General features: G+C 42.6%; 14 protein-coding genes and 1 riboswitch. Of the genes, 10 read left to right on the top strand and 4 right to left on the bottom strand.

Features of this window, described 5'->3' with window-relative positions; translation table 11 throughout:
- Positions 1-225 precede the first annotated feature (225 nt).
- Complete coding sequence (locus tag ASU00_RS00005; RefSeq protein ID WP_057911404.1) at positions 226-807, top strand: VanZ family protein; 582 nt, start codon at positions 226-228, stop codon at positions 805-807.
- Positions 808-1,429: 622 nt separating this feature from the next.
- Here ASU00_RS00005 and rpsD read toward each other — a convergent pair.
- Positions 1,430-2,032 (bottom strand): 30S ribosomal protein S4, encoded by a 603-nt coding sequence (rpsD, locus tag ASU00_RS00010; protein ID WP_057911405.1) that lies wholly within the window; start codon positions 2,030-2,032, stop codon positions 1,430-1,432.
- A gap of 499 nt (positions 2,033-2,531) precedes the next feature.
- On the opposite strand from rpsD, the gene ASU00_RS00015 reads away from it, so the two are divergent.
- Entirely contained in the window at positions 2,532-4,409 is a 1,878-nt protein-coding gene (locus ASU00_RS00015; RefSeq protein WP_082630086.1) for a diguanylate cyclase, read from the top strand.
- A gap of 37 nt (positions 4,410-4,446) precedes the next feature.
- On the opposite strand, the gene ASU00_RS00020 is transcribed toward ASU00_RS00015, so the two are convergent.
- Entirely contained in the window at positions 4,447-4,926 is a 480-nt protein-coding gene (locus tag ASU00_RS00020) for a GAF domain-containing protein (protein ID WP_057911407.1), read from the bottom strand.
- 154 nt (positions 4,927-5,080) lie between these two features.
- On the opposite strand from ASU00_RS00020, the gene refZ reads away from it, so the two are divergent.
- A complete protein-coding gene (refZ, locus tag ASU00_RS00025) occupies positions 5,081-5,725 on the top strand; it encodes a forespore capture DNA-binding protein RefZ (protein WP_057911408.1) in 645 nt (214 codons plus the stop codon).
- 14 nt (positions 5,726-5,739) lie between these two features.
- Here refZ and hisJ read toward each other — a convergent pair whose 3' ends face one another.
- Positions 5,740-6,543 carry a histidinol-phosphatase HisJ gene (gene hisJ, locus ASU00_RS00030; protein ID WP_057911409.1) on the bottom strand — a complete coding sequence of 268 codons (804 nt, stop codon included), beginning with the start codon at positions 6,541-6,543 and terminating at the stop codon, positions 5,740-5,742.
- Positions 6,544-6,711: 168 nt separating this feature from the next.
- Here hisJ and ezrA point away from each other — a divergent pair, with 168 nt between their 5' ends.
- The 7 genes from ezrA (at position 6,712) to rarD (ending at position 15,887) form a co-directional block, all read left to right on the top strand.
- A complete protein-coding gene (gene ezrA, locus ASU00_RS00035) occupies positions 6,712-8,406 on the top strand; it encodes a septation ring formation regulator EzrA (RefSeq protein WP_057911410.1) in 1,695 nt (564 codons plus the stop codon).
- Between the two features lie 206 nt (positions 8,407-8,612).
- Positions 8,613-9,761: a cysteine desulfurase family protein gene (locus ASU00_RS00040; protein WP_057911822.1), complete on the top strand. Its 1,149-nt coding sequence runs from the start codon at positions 8,613-8,615 to the stop codon at positions 9,759-9,761.
- A complete protein-coding gene (gene thiI, locus ASU00_RS00045; protein ID WP_057911411.1) occupies positions 9,758-10,969 on the top strand; it encodes a tRNA uracil 4-sulfurtransferase ThiI in 1,212 nt (403 codons plus the stop codon). Before ASU00_RS00040 ends, thiI begins: the two co-directional genes overlap by 4 nt.
- Before the next feature lie 82 nt (positions 10,970-11,051).
- The gene (locus ASU00_RS00050) at positions 11,052-11,258 is read left to right on the top strand and encodes an alpha/beta-type small acid-soluble spore protein (protein WP_057911412.1); all 207 of its coding nucleotides are present in this window, start codon (positions 11,052-11,054) and stop codon (positions 11,256-11,258) included.
- 305 nt (positions 11,259-11,563) lie between these two features.
- Positions 11,564-13,144, top strand: a complete 1,581-nt coding sequence (gene mbcS / locus ASU00_RS00055; RefSeq protein WP_057911413.1) for an acyl-CoA synthetase MbcS — start codon at positions 11,564-11,566, stop codon at positions 13,142-13,144.
- 133 nt (positions 13,145-13,277) lie between these two features.
- Positions 13,278-14,876, top strand: coding sequence for an amidohydrolase (locus ASU00_RS00060; protein WP_057911414.1), 1,599 nt, complete (start codon positions 13,278-13,280; stop codon positions 14,874-14,876).
- Positions 14,877-14,957: 81 nt separating this feature from the next.
- On the top strand, positions 14,958-15,887 hold the full coding sequence (rarD, locus tag ASU00_RS00065; protein ID WP_057911415.1) for an EamA family transporter RarD: 930 nt from the start codon (positions 14,958-14,960) through the stop codon (positions 15,885-15,887).
- A 57-nt stretch (positions 15,888-15,944) separates the two neighbouring features.
- On the opposite strand, the gene ASU00_RS00070 is transcribed toward rarD, so the two are convergent.
- Positions 15,945-16,769 (bottom strand): hypothetical protein, encoded by an 825-nt coding sequence (locus tag ASU00_RS00070; protein WP_057911416.1) that lies wholly within the window; start codon positions 16,767-16,769, stop codon positions 15,945-15,947.
- Positions 16,770-16,989: 220 nt separating this feature from the next.
- Positions 16,990-17,099, top strand: a riboswitch (TPP riboswitch).
- Positions 17,100-17,135: the final 36 nt, after the last annotated feature.

Consider the following 17,135-nt stretch of genomic DNA (forward strand, 5'->3'; position numbering starts at 1 on the left):
ACACATCCTCTCAAAAATCATTGTAAGGACTTAACTAAAATGTGTCCATGAAACTATACTAACTCCATATAGTAAATCAAGTGCAGGTTCTCCTTATAAATCTACCGTAAACGGGTTAACAAAAGGTAAAAAATACGGATATGAAATATGGAAAAATCAAAATGGTAAAAGAATTCAAGGATCTGGTACAATAAGTTATTAAATAAAAAATTGGAGAATTATAAAATGATATTAGCTTTATACCCGTGTATAATAATATTATCTTTATCTATTATTATATTAATATTTCCACTTGTGAAAAGACGTATATCTATTCTGAAATTTATGTATGTATTACTATTTATTATTTATATAAGCAGTCTTATTGGAATAACTATATTTCCATTCCCGGTTCAAAAATATTTAATTGAAACAATGATTGAGGATCAGCTCGGGTTAAAACATAATTTTATACCATTTAAAATTTTTTATGAAGCAATGAGTTATGGATCTTTAAGTTTTGGAATAACTATTCTTTTGAAACAAGTAGTTGGTAATATCATTCTATTTATTCCAATGGGATTTGTTTTACCAATAATTTTCGTAAATATACAAAACATAAAAAAAGTTATACTCATTGGTTTCTTATCAAGTTTATCAATTGAACTGTTTCAAGGTTTAGCAGGATTTTGGATTGGTTATAATTATCGTGCGGTTGATATTGATGATTTAATTTTTAACGTTTTAGGTACTGTTGTGGGCTTCTTAATATGGAAATTTTTATATAGATTTTTGATTAGAAATGATTTAATAATTGTTTCTAAATAATTGAGAATTTGGTTATATTAGATAAAGTAGATATCCTGGATACCTGCTCACATAAAAGTAGATTACTTTTATTTAAAAGTATTTAGCTCCGTAATAAAAGGCCCTTGCTCGTTTTTTGAGTAGGGGTCTTTTAGGTTTAGATTCTAAATTATTTCATTTTAACGTTATAAATTTTTAATTGATCACCTGCAGAAACGCTAATTTATATCTGCTGTATCCATTCAAACGCGGCAACTGCAGTTGTCCAATTTGGGTATATTTTGAAGTCAGATGCCAAGACAGAGAAGCTACCGCTCTGCATGAAGTTAGTTCCTTTTGAATGTAAGTAAACCTTAATATCTATGTTCATTGATTTTCATTCCAAGAGTCAAAAGAATATGCTTTAATTTTCATTTCTTTCATTTTTATCAGAAGTAAATCATGCTAAAAAGATTAGATAACAAGACCAGTAGTAATCCCCCAATTTTTTTGTTGTGTAGAAAAAACGTCCTCCCATTTCAAGAGAACGTAAAAAAAGATTTTATACATTATTCATTCCACAGATTAGGAGCAAAAGAAAAAAACCCCTAGAAACATTGAAATCAATGTTTTTAGGGGTTTTAAAATAGCTGTTAACAAAGTATTAACGAGAGTAGAACTCAACGATAAGAGCTTCGTTAATTTCAGCAGGCAATTCAGAACGTTCTGGTAAACGAGTGAAAGTACCTTCTAATTTCTCAGCATCGAAAGTAAGGAAATCAGGTACGAAGTTAGTTGCTTCAACTGATTCTTTGATGATTGAGAAGTTGCGTGATTTTTCACGAACTGCAATTGTTTGTCCAAGGGACACTTTGTAAGAAGGGATATCTACGCGACGTCCGTCTACAATGATGTGACCGTGGTTAACAAGTTGACGTGCTTGACGACGTGTACGAGCTAAACCAAGACGGTAAACTAGGTTATCAAGACGTGATTCAAGAAGAACCATGAAGTTTTCACCATGAACACCTTTTAGTTTGCCAGCACGGTCGAACATTGAACGGAATTGACGTTCAGTGATTCCGTACATGTGACGAAGTTTTTGTTTCTCTTGTAGTTGCATTCCGTATTCAGAAATTTTTCTACGTTGGTTAGGACCATGTTGTCCTGGAGCGTAAGGGCGTTTCTCTAATTCTTTACCAGTACCTGTTAGGGAAATTCCTAAACGACGGGATAGTTTCCAGCTTGGGCCAGTATAACGAGCCATAGGATGACTCCTCCTTTAAATGGTTTTATTTTGGTAAAATAAAAACCGTGTGAATGGACGATCATGACCATTTTGTTTTCATGTACCTTCGCCCTAGCAGCAGAGAGTTACGAGATACACCTCTGGATGGAGGAACAAAATGAGAACATAAAAGCTGTCACATAGGCTGCAATATTTTACACAAGGAGTATTGTATAATATTCTGCTCAATGAGTCAAGGGAAGTCGGCGATTAATTAAGGAGCGGGGAGATGAACCGATTAAGATGAAAAGACAATATATTTAAAAAATACTATTATTAGGGAGGATTTTTTCATTGTAAGCGTTATAATAAAATAATGAGTTTAAAACGTAATTGGATGGCTTCCCATTTTTTCTTGGTAATCGCTATTTACTATGTATCGTCCGATCCCGTTTTTTTTTGCATCAATTCGACTTGCGGATAGGATGTAATCTCAGGTTCTCTCAAAAAAATAGGCTGTAATATAGGGATGATAAAGATGAAGAATAAAACAGCTCAGATGTTAAATCAATTAAGGATGCTCTTCTTTCAACATATGCAAAATAGACAAGGTGAACTTCACGATGAAACGTTGTTGGAGACCTTTTTATGTGATGCAAAAATATTGCTGGAGTTAAAAGAGGTTACGTTCTTTAAATTGGATGAGTGGAAACGGCAATTCTATAAAGATACCTCGACTGGAAGCCTTCACGACCATATCATGGATGCACGCGTTCAGGAGTATATTGAAATGATGTGTAAAGAACAAGTTGATGAAGGGGTAGGGATGATTCGCATGCAAGGGGGAGTTCTGGATTTTCAGGTTGTCATCCCGCTTTGGGATAATGGGAAGGTTATCGGACTGACGGCATTTAAAGAGCAGGAAGTTAGCGTTCTCTCCAGCCTGACCATGGAGGAAGGCACCATCTTTGCTACCGAATTCACGAGCATCTTGAAAACCGCTTTATCCATTTCAAATATATTGGACGAGGAAAGGCGATATAAACAACTTTTCAAGGTCACTGAAAAGTTCCATTCTTCCATGAGCCGAGACGCTGTATTGGAGGAGATCATCGCTACTTTACATACCGTATATCCGACATTCGATTATTTCCTGTTACTTTCCCATGATCATGACGGTCATGAAAACTTGCCGATTAAGGAACTGGAATATAATAGTGATAATGTGGCCGCTCTGCAAGCTTACGTATCGGGAAATATGGAGTTCGAAGATCAGCCCACCGAAAATCAAACCATTCTATATGCACCACTAAAGGGGAAACAGGGTGTATATGGGGTGCTTCAGGTCATTGCTCCTAAACCATTCACTTTCCCAACGCAGGAAATCGAGTTTATATCATTGTTGGCCAAAACTGCCGGGAGTGCCTTGGAGAATGCCCAGCTTTATCAACAATCCAAAATGCTTGTCGCCGATTTACAGCTCATCAATGAGGTTTCCCACCATTTGAATTCCAACCTGCGCTTGGATGAAACGATGGTGTATATGAAAAGGCAAATCATCAAATCCTTTCATGCCCAACAAGTGGGCTTTATGATGATAGACAAAGATGATAGGCGGAATATCCTGAGGGGCAGCTCTGAATTTTTTGATGCGGAGGAAGCAGATCTTTACGTTTCATTCCTGATCGATAGGCTTGGGGGAGACAATGATTCGCTTTTCATCGGTGATTTAAGGATTCATTGTCCCAATCAAGAGATGCAGTATCTTTCCCTTATGGCCGTTCCGATGATGGAAGGAAAAGAGGGCAAGGGATTCGCTGTCATCCTCCATCAGGAGGCGTATTTCTTTTCGTTCGATATGTTCAGATTGCTACAATCGCTCATCCAGCACTCGAGCATGGCGATGGCAAATTCGATGCTGCGGGAAGAATTTGAAAAAATGGTGATTACCGATCATTTGACACAGCTTTATACAAGGGGATTTCTCGATGAAAAAATGTCTAGATCGATGGAAGAGGATGAAGAAGGGACATTCATCATGATCGATATTGATAATTTCAAAAGTATTAATGATACATACGGTCATCAGGTTGGCGATGAAATTCTGATCCAGGTGTCAAACCTTCTCCAGCATAACATTCGTGATCATGATGTAGGGGCAAGATGGGGCGGGGAGGAGCTTGCTATTTACCTGCCTTCTGTAACTTTGGAAGCGGGCATTCGAATTGCCGAACGGTTAAAGGATAAGGTAAGGGATATTTCCAATCCCGGTGTGACGATCTCAGTAGGCGTGTCCCATTGGGAAAAAGGACGATCGGATAGTGTGAAGGAAGTCGTCAAAAGGGCCGATGAGGCGTTATATAGTGCGAAGAATTCAGGCAAGGACCGGGTGCATGTACATGGAGTCCTGCAATGAAAAAGGGAGCGGCTTTATGTTGCCGCTCCCTTTAATGTTATAAACTCTTGGAAAGGATTTCAGCGAACTTCTCGAGTCCGTACTGATCGATTTCGTCGAATCTGTTCGTGATCGGGCTGTCGATATCGAGCACACCGATCAACTTGCCGTTCTGCATGAGAGGAATGACAATTTCAGACCGAGATGCTGCATCACAGGCGATATGTCCAGGGAATTGATGGACATCCTCGATACGCAGCGTTTTTTTAGTGGCCGCAGATGTCCCGCATACGCCTCTGCCCATTGGGATGCGGACACATGCTGGAAGTCCTTGGAATGGTCCTAAAATCAATTGGTTCTCTTCATATAGATAGAAGCCGACCCAATTTATTTCATCAAGAAACTGATTCAGTAAAGCCGCCGCATTGCTTAAATTGGCTATTCGGTTCGTTTCATCTTCAATTAAGGCTGAAAGCTGTTTTTGGACCAATTCATAGTTTTTTTCTTTTTTTTCTTGATACATTTCGACATTAAACAAAAGCGTTCACCTGTCTTCCGCATATTTTTACAGCACATTCTACTCATGTTGCTTGTTTGTTTGGATTTTGTCGAGAACTAACTAAAGGATTCAGGCTCATTCGTACAGAAATAGTCCACAAGACTTGTCTCAAAGAAAGCGAGGGATCGCCTGAATGAATCGCCAGACGCCAACGAAACAAGCCATTGTCGAAGCTGCATTGCATTTATTTCATTTAAAAGGTTACCATGCGACGTCGATCCGGGATATTGCCAATAAAGCGAAAGTGAACGCTGCAAATATCGCTTACTATTTCAAAAATAAGCAGGGGCTGCTGGAATTCTGTTTCACTTCCTATTTAGAAGAATATATCCTGGTTCTTGAGACGAACATGACCCTTCTCGACCTTAAAGGACCGCAGCATTGCTTGCTGAATCTCGTGAAGGGCATACTCGCCTTCCAGAGGGAAAACTTCCTGGCTGCACGGTTCATCTATGGGGAATCTTCATTGGATTCCAATTTGAACCGGGAAATCCATTCGACTTATTTTACAAAGGAAAAGTCTTATTTTCAATATATTTTGGAACAAGGAATTAAGAACAGGAGCTTCCACTCGGTTTCGATTCCGATGTATTTGCTGCAGCTGAAGGGCCTGCTGACAGCACCTGTCCTGCATACCCATTATGCGATGGATGTGCTTCATGTGTTTCCGCAGGAAGCCTATTACACGAATATCTATGCGAATGAAGTCGGTCGATTTCTCCAAGATACCCTTTTCATTGCAAAGGACCTCGAGCCTCAGTTAGTGGGGCGAGCCTGAAGTGGATGCATCAGTTACCCATTGAACGCTGCAATCAGTGCCGGGTAGCCTTGTCCCAAATCTTTAGCCTGATGGGCATCGGAGCCATAAACGAGCGGAATGCCGAGATTCTTGGCATAAGCGGCAAACCGTTCTGGCGGGTACGGCTCGCCGCACAGGGGCTTGACAAGCCCGGCGCCATTATAATCCAATTCGTATTTTTGTTTCTTGATCATATCCAGCACTCTGTATACACGTTCGTCAAAATTAAATGCTGGTGGATAGCGATGCTGGAATTTATGGACCAGGGTGATATGACCGATCCGTTTCGGCTTATATATGCCTAAATTAGCTTCAATTGATTTTTCCAATGTATCATAATAGTTGGCATATAGCGCTTCGACGGATCCTAGTTCGTTGGCGATCCGCCCAAACTCATCTGCACTGAAATCCATGCAGTGCCAACTATCTTGAATCTTGATGAAGTGGACGGAAAGTATGCTGTCATCCAGGAACTCTCCGATTTCATCGAGGAATTCCTTTGTTGCATTCTCATGACCCTCTATAAAATCAACCTCCAGTCCGGTTTTGATCAAGATTTTGTCCTTATGGCGTTCTTTCAATACGCGAAGCTCCTGAAGGTAATCGAGAAGTAGGGCAGCGTCCATGCCACTGTCTTTTTCAGGTGTCGGGTCTTGAAAATCCCGGGGTAAGGGTGCGTGTTCCGTAAATGTGATTTCCTTTAATCCCAGCTCGATTCCCCGCGTAATATAATCTTCGAAAGTATCCAAAGAGCCGTGAGGGCAAAACGGAGTATGCACGTGATTATCAGCTTTCATGGCCATTCCCTCCCAAAAAACAGGTATTTGTAGCAATTTTCTACAAAAAGTTCATTTTTCTCATCAAAAATTATTGCTAACATGGTATCATAAAAGCATTAAATTTAACATTTTAAAAATTGATATATAATAGAGCAAGACTGGAAGGACTAGAACAGGGGGCCTAGCATGGAGTACATACTTGGGGTAATCGTATTAATTTTGATTTTTATCATATGGGGTTATTTTTTCAAAAAGAGATATTTTAAAGAAATCGATCGACTGGAGTCCTGGAAAATAAGCATCATGCACCGCCCCGTGCTGGAAGAGCTTTCTAAAGTTAAACAATTGAACATGACTGGTGAAACCGAGGAAATGTTCGAAAACTGGCGTATCGAATGGGACGCCATCATTACGGACCATATGCCGAAGGTCGAAGAGCTATTATTCGATGCAGAGGAGTTTGTCGATAAATACCGGTTCAGACGATCCAAAGAGGTCCAGCAAAAAATTACCGTCATGCTGAATGAAATTGAAGAAATGATCAAAAAGATTTTATATGAATTGAATGAACTTGTAGGCAGTGAGGAAAAGAATCGCTTGGAAATCGAGGATATTAAAGAATCCTACCGCCAACTGAAGAAATCATTGCTTGCACATAGGCATAATTACGGGAAAGCGGCAGATAAGCTGGAAAACACCCTAGATGAAGTCGTGCAGATCCTGCAAAAGTATGAAGAAGAAACGGAAAACGGAAATTACTTGAATGCGAGGGAGCTCGTTCTTTCCATAAAGGAAAAGCTGGCAGTCCTGACCGTGAAAATGGAGATGCTTCCCAAATTATTGGTTGACAGCCAATCCGAGCTGCATGCCCAAATCAATGAATTAAAGGACGGGTACGAGGAGATGTCAGGACAAGGGTATTTCTTGAGCCATATTCATTTTCAACAGGAGATATCAAGGCTTGAGGAGGAACTGGAGCTTTATAAAACGCAATTGGAAAATGCTGAAACGGAAGTTGTCGAAAAAGGCATTAAAGATATGCACGAAAGCATCGAGGTTCTATATGACCTGCTTGAGAAAGAGGTACTCTCCAAACAATATGTCTTGAAAAACGATGAAGTCCTCAGGAAAACGATAAGTGACCTTGAATATGAAAGCGACAAACTCAAAGTCGAAACGATACATGTCCAGCACTCCTACCAATTGACGGAAAATGAGCTCGAAGCACAACGGAAAATGGAAAAGCAGATTGCCCAAATTTCGAAACGCCATCAATTGCTTGTATTGAAGATGGAGGATAATGTGATGGCAAGCTCCCTAATCAGTGAAGAGATGCAGGGATTAGGAGCACAGCTGAAAGAGTTACAGGAAAATCAGAAAGACTTTTCCGTTAAATTACAGGCTTTACGGAAAGATGAAATGGATGCGAGGGATTCATTGGCTGAATTGAAACGCAAAATGATCGATACCGGCCGTTTAATTTCCAAAAGCAATATCCCGGGGCTCCCTGAAGAGTATAAAACTGTGCTAGAGGGTGCTAAAGAAAGCATCGAGGACGTTCAAAATAAACTGGAAGAAAAGCCGCTTGACATGGCCTCTGTTTATATTTATCTGGAAAAAGCGGTTCAGCAGGTAGATAAGGTCTTTGAAAAAGCACAAGAATTGATTGAACATATGTATTTGGCCGAAAAAGTAATTCAATTCGGAAATCGTTATCGCAGCAGTCACGATACAGTTGCTGACAGTCTTAGGGAGGCGGAGGCCAAATTCCGCAGCTATGAATATCAAGCTGCATTGGAAACGGCAGCCACTGCGATTGAAAAGGTCGACCCTGGAAGCTTACGAAAAATTGGGGCGAATATTGAAGAAGTCCTATCCTAAAACCCGCCATGGCGGGTTTTTTGGTTTGGGAGCTAAACCAAATCCGCAAAGGGTTACCATGTAAGGCGGTTACTTGGATTCGGGGACCAGTGATTTACATTCTCTTTCAAATTCAATTATGTTAATATTAGATGTTGCAATACCAACAATTATATTGATATGTAAAAGAATGACCATCATAGATACAAAACATGGAAGGTGAACTTGTGATTTATTTTGACAATAGCGCAACAACCAAACCATATCCAGAAGTCATCGAATCATTCCTTAAGGTTTCTTCTGACTATTTTGGCAATCCATCCTCGCTGCATGGGCTTGGGGTTCAATCCGAGAAACTCCTTTCCGCAGCACGAAATCAAGTCGCTGATCTGTTAAAGGTAAAGGGCTCGGAAATATATTTCACTTCCGGCGGAACGGAAGGGAATAATCTTGCCATTAAAGGCGCAGCCCAAGCTCAGATGACTCGGGGCAAGCACATCATCACGACGGCGATTGAGCATCCATCTGTCGAAGATGCATGTTACTCATTGACACAATCAGGTTTTGAAATCACGATTCTGCCTGTTAACCAACTTGGGCAGATTGAATTGTGTGACCTTATGGATGCACTTAGACAAGACACCATATTGGTTTCCATCATGCATGTCAATAATGAAGTAGGCTCGATACAACCTATCGCTGAAATAGGAGAAGTGCTACGACAATACCCGCACGTGCTCTTTCATGTCGATAATGTGCAAGGAGCTGGCAAGGTCCCTTTATCATTGCGGGAAGCCCATGTCGATTTATGCACCTTTTCCGGACATAAAATCCACGGTTTGAAGGGGACAGGCTTCCTCTACGTTCGTGAAGGCGTTAAGATCGATCCGCTTTTCCATGGGGGCAATCAAGAAACGAAAATCAGGAGCGGCACCGAAAATGTCGCGGGAATCGTGGCCTTATCGAAAGCTTTCCGTCTTAGTATGAACAATCAATTGCTGCATCATGATAAGCTTGAACAAATTAAACAATATTTATATAAAGGTTTGAACGAAATGGATGGGGTGCTGGTTAACAGTCCTGAGGAAGGTGCACCCCATATTCTGAATTTTTCCTTACCGCTGCTTAAATCAGAGGTAGTGCTGCATGCTTTGGAATCGGACGGGATATTTGTTTCAACAACAAGTGCTTGTTCTTCAAAAAAAAGGACGGTAAGCAAAACGGTGGATGCGATGTTCCATGATCAAGCTCGTTCCGAGAGCGTCATCCGCATCAGCACTACGTATGGAAATGAGCTCGATGAAGCAAAGCAAGTTCTGGCGGCGATACAAAAAATTGTCGTAAATTTAGAAAAAATAATGAGGGTTGCGAAATGAAATTTGATCATATAATTATCCGCTATGGAGAAATCTCCACGAAAAAAAGAAACCGTAAAGGCTTTGTAGATAAAATGAAGGCACACATCCGCTGGAGTTTAAAGGATATAGACGGTGTAGTGCTTACGGCAAACCGCGAACGGATGTACGTTCTCCTGAACGGTGTGGACCATAAGCCGGTCATTGAACGGTTAACAGGCATATTTGGGATTCAGTCCTTAAGTCCAGCGATAAAAGTCGAGCGTGATTTAGAAGTGATGAAAACGGCAGCGCTATATTACCTTAACCAAACTTCTGAAGAGGTAAGCACGTTCAAAATCACGACGAAACGTGCGGACAAGGATTTCCCGTATAATACTGATGAAATTAACCGGGCACTAGGCGGCCATTTGCTTCGTAATACAGAAGGTGTAACGGTGGACGTAAAAAAACCTGACTTGAATTTGTTGGTGGAAGTGAGACGTGAGGCTGTATATATGACTGGTGAAATCATCCAGGGCGCCGGAGGGCTTCCTTTCGGTTCAAGCGGAAAGGCGATGCTGATGCTTTCTGGAGGTATTGATAGTCCGGTTGCTGGATTCCTCTCGATGAAACGCGGTTTGGATGTCGAAGCGATCCATTTTTACAGTCCTCCTTTCACGAGTGAACGGTCAAGGCAAAAGGTCATTGATCTGGCCGGCAAGCTTGCTGAAATCAATGGAAGCATGAAAGTGCATATCGTACCATTCACGGAAATTCAATTATTGATTCAAAAACAGATTCCGGAAAACTACTCGATGACCACAACTCGCCGCTTAATGATGCGGGTCGCCGATCAAATCCGTGAAAAAGAGGAAGCGATGGCACTTATCACCGGCGAAAGCCTTGGCCAGGTGGCCAGTCAGACGATGAGCAGTATGTATGCCATCAATGAGGTGACGAATACACCGATTTTGCGTCCGCTCATCACAATGGATAAAACCGAAATCATCAAAATCGCGAGAGAGCTCGATACGTTTGAAATATCCAATCTCCCGTATGAAGATTGCTGTACGGTGTTCACGCCAGCAAGCCCAAAAACGAAACCGAAACGTGAAAAGGTCAATTACTATGAGAGCTTCGTCGACTTCGACTCCTTGATTGAAAAAGCAGTCGCTGAAACCGAAATTTTGACCATCAAACCGGGACAGACATTCGATAAACCAGAAGCCATGGAAGACTTGTTTTAATATCCTGTAATTACCAATAAAATAGTGCGAATGAAGCCATGTGTTTTAACACACTCTATAATCACAAGGAGGTGAAAAACACATGGCAAACAACAACAGCTCAAACGAATTATTGGTACCTGGAGTGGAACAAGCTCTAGAACAAATGAAATATGAAATCGCTTCTGAATTCGGCGTACAACTTGGTGCCGACACAACAGCTCGCGCTAACGGATCAGTTGGTGGAGAAATCACAAAACGCCTTGTTCAAATGGCTGAACAACAATTAGGCGGAGGGTACAAAAGATAATTTCATAAATATGGCTACAGAGAGCGGGTTTTTAACCCGCTCTCTTTCAGTTTATCGATAATGCGTGTATGCCTGATTAAAGTGCGATGCAGGCCTACTTCGTATACTACATGATTTTTTTCTGTCTTATAAAACATGAAATCGACTGAGTTGATAAATAAAAACACTGCAATTTTTCTTCCAGTATAAAGGGAGCGGGTTTCTAACCCGTTCTCTTTATTTATTTGTATAAATACATGGATATATGGGAGCAGTATCTTGTATAATGAGTAGGTACTAAGAGTTCATAATTGGAGGGGAAGAAAATGAAACGTGAAGATTTATTAGCTCCAAAACAGTACAACTTAGTGAGTGAAATGGAACGTTTTGCAAAAGATCCTGAAAAAGTTGCTGTTCTTTGGGAGAACGAAGCCGGAGAGAAAAAACAACTTACATATGAAAAATTACTTAAACGAGCAAACAAAATCGGGAATGCCTTCAAGAAGGAAGGGCTGGGAAAAGGCGATACAGTCTTGATCATCATTCCTCGCCTGGTGGAGGCTTATCAAGTTTACTTAGCTGCATTGAAAATAGGCATGATCGTCATTCCTTGCTCCGAAATGCTGCGTGCAAAGGACTTGGAATACCGTATCAACCACGGTGACGTTAAGGGGATAATCAGTTTTCATGAATATACTTCCGAGCTGGACGAGGTTGACGGGGCGGCAGGCCTTCTGAAATTCGCAATTGGAAAGCCGGTGGAGCATTGGCTGGATTTGGATGAGCTCTCCCGTGCGCAATCGGATCAGCTGGCATTGGTTTCGACGAAGAGTGAAGATATGGCCTTCTTATCTTACACTTCCGGAACGACTGGAAATCCTAAAGGGGTCGTCCATACACATGGCTGGGCATATGCCCACCTGAAAACGTCAGCGGCAAACTGGCTTGGCATCAGTGAGGGGGATGTGGTTTGGGCAACGGCAGGTCCTGGTTGGCAAAAGTGGATTTGGAGCCCTTTCCTAGCTGTACTCGGCACGGGCGCAACTGGTCTTGCCTATCATGGGAAGTTCGAGGCGAAAAAATACCTTCAGCTGCTCCAGGACTACAAAGTGAATGCGTTATGCTGCACACCAACCGAATACAGACTGCTGGCCAAGGTGGATAATCTTGATGACTATGATCTATCACATCTTCATAGTGCCGTGTCGGCTGGTGAACCTCTCAATCAAAAGGTATTCGAGGTCTTCAAAAATCATTTTGATATTGAAGTCCGCGATGGATATGGACAAACCGAAAATACCCTGCTGGTGGGTGTAACAAAAGGGATGGAGATTAAGCTGGGCTCCATGGGCAAACCGACTCCCGGAAATCATGTGGAAATCATTGATGATTCCGGCAACCCTTGTTCTCCCGGTGTAGTCGGTGACATTGCCGTGCATGTCGATACACCTGCACTTTTTAAAGAATATTTTAAAGATCCTGAACGTACATCAAAGCAATTCCGCGGTGATTATTATATTACCGGCGATCAAGCGAAAAAGGATGAAGAAGGGTATTTTTGGTTTGAAGGACGTGCCGATGATATCATCATCAGCTCTGGATATACCATTGGACCGTTTGAAGTGGAAGATGCACTCGTAAACCATCCATATGTGAAAGAGTGTGCCGTAATTGCCAGTCCCGATGAAATAAGGGGGAATGTAGTCAAGGCGTATGTTGTCTTGATGGATGATATCGATCCGCTTGACGAGGACTTGATCTCTACACTCCAAACGCACGTAAAAGAATCGACGGCCCCATATAAATATCCGAGGAAAATCGAATTTCTTGATGAGCTTCCCAAAACCACCTCCGGTAAAATCAAACGGGTGGATTTACGGAAAAGGGAAGAAGCACTCCAAAAATAATTAAATGAAATCATGTCCGTCAGCCCTCAGGCTGACGTTTTTTTATCTTAAATATGGGAATCTTTGAGATGAGATGGTACACTTACACCATATATGCACAGTAAGAACATTTAATAAGGAGTGTAAAGCCGGTATGGGAACGTTATGGTACAATGGGTCCATTTATACGATGATTAAAGAAGCAGATCGGGTGGAGGCCCTTTTCAGCGAGGATGGTGTTATTGTCGACACCGGCAGCCTTACCTATTTAAAACAGGAGTATGCCGGCAATATTTCCAGGGAAATCGACTTAAAAGGACAAACGATGCTTCCGGGGTTGGTGGACAGCCACCTTCATTTGGTCGGGCATGGCGAGCGTCTGCTTCGTCTAGACCTTTCTTTGCTGGAAGGCAGGGAAGCTGTCCTGCGCATCCTGAAGGAAAAGTGCGCCGTGACACCTGCAGGAAAGTGGATAGTCGCTGAAGGATGGAATGAAAATGAATGGACGATCCCTGACTTGATTTTACGGGACGATCTCGATGCCATCTCGACAGAGCATCCCATCGTATTGAAAAGGATTTGCCGTCATGCCTTGGTGGTCAATTCCTGCGCCTTGATGGCAGCTGATATTATGGAGGATGCGGCTGAACCGTCAGGTGGTGTGATATGTCGCTATCCTGATGGACGACTTAATGGTTTATTGAAGGAAAGCCAGGCACAGAACCTCATCTTAGACAGCCTTCCCGGCATTGACCAGGACTATATCGAAACTGCGCTTGAGGAGGCGATAGCGGATGCCTATAAGCTGGGGCTGACGGGCGGTCATACGGAGGACCTCCATTATTACAATGGCTTCGAGCCAACTTACGAGGCGTTTAAATCGGTCATCGAGGATAAGGGGATGGCCTTTAGAGCCAATTTGCTCGTCCATCATGAAGCCCTTGAAGACATGCTGGCAGCAGGCGGCCGTTATCAAGAGGGGACGCGATATATCAAATTCGACAGCATGAAAATATTCACCGACGGCTCGTTAGGCGGTCATACAGCCTTGCTGAGCGAGCCTTATGCAGATCAAAGCGGTACGAATGGCGTGGCGATATTCACGGAAACCGAGCTTCACCACTGGGTGCAAAAAGCGAGGCAGGCAGGAATGCCGATTGCTGCCCATGCGATTGGCGATCTCGCTTTTGAATATGTATTGGATGCCATTGAAGCCTTCCCTCCGAAATTCGGGCTGCATGACAGGCTCATCCATGCCCAGATAGTCCGGCCGGATTTGCTTGAGCGGGCAGCTGTACTGCCGGTGATCTTTGATATCCAGCCCGGTTTCGTACCGTCCGACTTTCCTTGGGTGGAGGAAAAGGTACCGGCTAAACTACTGGCAACCTCATACGCCTGGAAAACCTATTTGCGTATGGGAATCATTTGTGCGGGCGGTTCAGATGCACCGATCGAGCCACTTAATCCAATCTTCGGCATACATGCTGCCGTCACGAGGGCAAAAACCAACAGTGAGGATGCTGGGTATAACTTGGCTGAAAGGCTGACCGTTTTTGAGGCATTTTCTCTCTATACGAAAGGGAGTGCCGCGGCAATCGGTCAGGAAAAGCGGCGCGGCCGGATAATTAAAGGGTACGATGCCGATTTTACCGTGTTTGATGTGGATGTCTTTGCAGTAGATCCGGAAGAGCTTCTAAAAGCTGAGGCGGTCATGACGGTCATTGATGACAGAGTCATGTATCATAAAAAATAACAGTTGCAAAAAGAGCAAACCCATTGCAAAATGGTTAGATGGTTTTTTATTATCAAGGAATGTATGGAAAGAAGGCAGGTTATGAAAGTGAATGAACAAAAAGAAGGGGCGATTTATGCCGCGCTTTCTTATATGATGTGGGGAATTGTTCCGATTTACTGGAAATTCCTCCAAGGGGTCGGTGCAACAGAGATTTTAGCGCAAAGGGTATTGTGGTCTTTCGTCTTCATGCTGGTGTTATTGATGTTCATGAGAAAATGGCAGGCGTTTGTGGATTATTTCAAGTATATAGTTCGTAACCCGAAATTGTTTGCAGCTTTACTGACAGCGTCCCTGCTCGTTACAGCTAATTGGGGAGTGTTCATCTGGGCCGTTAACTCAGGAAAGATTCTCGATACGAGCCTTGGTTATTATATCAATCCGCTAGTCAGCGTCCTTTTGGGCGTAATCGTCTTAAAGGAAAAATTGAGCGGAGCGCAAGTCATGTCGTTCGTGCTTGCTGGAATCGGAGTCTTGATTCTTGGAATCCACTTCGGCACCATTCCTTGGGTCTCCCTTGTATTGGCGATGACCTTTGGATTGTACGGATTGGCCAAAAAGATGATCAAGGCCGAATCAGCGATCGGTCTGACGCTTGAAACGATGATGGTAACCCCTCTTGCCCTTGGATACCTGATATACTTGTCGACCGAGGCAGACATGCAATTCTTTACAAATGGGAGCACAGGTTTGCTGTTGGTGGGCGGTGGGATTGTCACGGCTTTACCTCTGTTATATTTTGCGAAAGGGGCAGAAAAGATCCCGCTCTCGATGCTTGGCATTTTTCAGTACATCGCTCCGACCCTATCCTTACTGATCGGTGTTTTCGTCTATCATGAAAGCTTTACTAAAGCACATTTGTTAGCCTTTTTGTTCATATGGTCCGCCTTGGCAGTTTATACGCTCTCCATTACGAAATGGGGGCAAGCAAGCGCCCGCCGACTTAAAGGCAAAAGGAATCTTGGTGCGTGAATAAGAAAGATGCTTGGTGGATCTATCCTCCAAGCATTTTTTATGCAGGGCCGTGCTTCATGAAAGGAGAAGCTTCGACCCTATTTCAGAAACGATCAAATTGGGGAGGCTATCGAGATGGGAACCTTCGCGGACGGGATATGGTTGGACTGTGCCATGATAGTAGGAACTATCGAGGCTTACGATATGCTTTGTCAAGTAGGCAGATATCGCCGCATTCAATTTTCTATTGACGTTTAGCTCATCAATGATTCCTTTAGCATTGGTAATGCCGATCCCATGGCCAAAATAGAGGTTTTTTCGTAATAATATCACATTTTCCCCTTGCCATTCCGGCGTTTTTTCATTATGTTCCGGGTTTTTGAAATACAAGCAGTCGCCAGGTAAAAAATCCGTGCCACGGTGAACGTTCAGGGCCATATTCGTTGGAGGATGCCAGTCGTATAGAAATAGGTCTGAAAAAAGATAGTCAAACTTCCGCGGTCCGATTACATCCATTATCGCCCTTAAGAATGTGACGACGATTGCTGTCCCACATTCAAAAGCATATTGCCTTCCGTTTTGGAAAATGTCTGTAACGGCAACATGGGGAGGAATGCCTAACTGAAGGGTGAAGGTGCCATCCTTTGCAAGGTGCCAATATCGTGGATTTGTTTCCGATTCCTCGAGTGTTGCAAATTCTGCACCGCTTTTATCTAAGGAAATGGCTGCTTCAATGACTCGAAGCCTCAATTGGATTTCAAAATCAAGCTCCTCCAAGCTCGGGTATTCAAAAACGGTCTCATACCCCGCCAGCAATTGAAGGATTTCCAGCTCCTTGGCAGATGCTATACCTGGTTGGATTTGACTGACATCTAACCATTTGTGATTAATCTTTATCATGATCATATCCACCTTTTGCTTATGAATTATAAATCTGGTACTTTTAAATGTCTGCAGGTCATGTTCATTATATGATTGCCTGCAAGGAAGTGACTATTTTTGAAATCGGGTAGTAAAGCATGATTCGAATGGCGGGCTGTAGGGGATTTTTGATAGAAAGCAATTTAGTTTTCCCTTTTCTCCATGAATTGATATAATGATAGAGAAAAGTCCATATGTGCGAGAAATGTAGGGGAGCCAGTAATGCTGGCTGAGATTGCGTCCAATAGATGCTGACTCTTTGAACCTGATCTGGATGGTGCCAGCGGAGGGAACATATTATGACAGAAATTCCGTTTTGTATGTTAACGTCCGAACTCATCTTCG

Origin of the sequence: Peribacillus muralis, assembly GCF_001439925.1 — a bacterium.
In the GTDB taxonomy this organism is placed as follows: domain Bacteria; phylum Bacillota; class Bacilli; order Bacillales; family DSM-1321; genus Peribacillus; species Peribacillus muralis.

What these genes read in the sequence shown, in the direction of transcription:
- thiI (WP_057911411.1), top strand. Translation starts at nt 9,758, where the DNA reads ATGAAATTTGATCATATAATTATCCGCTATGGAGAAATCTCCACGAAA.
- rpsD (WP_057911405.1), bottom strand. Translation starts at nt 2,032, where the DNA reads ATGGCTCGTTATACTGGCCCAAGCTGGAAACTATCCCGTCGTTTAGGA.
- mbcS (WP_057911413.1), top strand. Translation starts at nt 11,564, where the DNA reads ATGAAACGTGAAGATTTATTAGCTCCAAAACAGTACAACTTAGTGAGT.
- ezrA (WP_057911410.1), top strand. Translation starts at nt 6,712, where the DNA reads ATGGAGTACATACTTGGGGTAATCGTATTAATTTTGATTTTTATCATA.
- ASU00_RS00015 (WP_082630086.1), top strand. Translation starts at nt 2,532, where the DNA reads ATGAAGAATAAAACAGCTCAGATGTTAAATCAATTAAGGATGCTCTTC.
- ASU00_RS00070 (WP_057911416.1), bottom strand. Translation starts at nt 16,769, where the DNA reads ATGATAAAGATTAATCACAAATGGTTAGATGTCAGTCAAATCCAACCA.
- hisJ (WP_057911409.1), bottom strand. Translation starts at nt 6,543, where the DNA reads ATGAAAGCTGATAATCACGTGCATACTCCGTTTTGCCCTCACGGCTCT.
- ASU00_RS00050 (WP_057911412.1), top strand. Translation starts at nt 11,052, where the DNA reads ATGGCAAACAACAACAGCTCAAACGAATTATTGGTACCTGGAGTGGAA.
- refZ (WP_057911408.1), top strand. Translation starts at nt 5,081, where the DNA reads ATGAATCGCCAGACGCCAACGAAACAAGCCATTGTCGAAGCTGCATTG.
- ASU00_RS00060 (WP_057911414.1), top strand. Translation starts at nt 13,278, where the DNA reads ATGGGAACGTTATGGTACAATGGGTCCATTTATACGATGATTAAAGAA.
- rarD (WP_057911415.1), top strand. Translation starts at nt 14,958, where the DNA reads ATGAAAGTGAATGAACAAAAAGAAGGGGCGATTTATGCCGCGCTTTCT.
- ASU00_RS00005 (WP_057911404.1), top strand. Translation starts at nt 226, where the DNA reads ATGATATTAGCTTTATACCCGTGTATAATAATATTATCTTTATCTATT.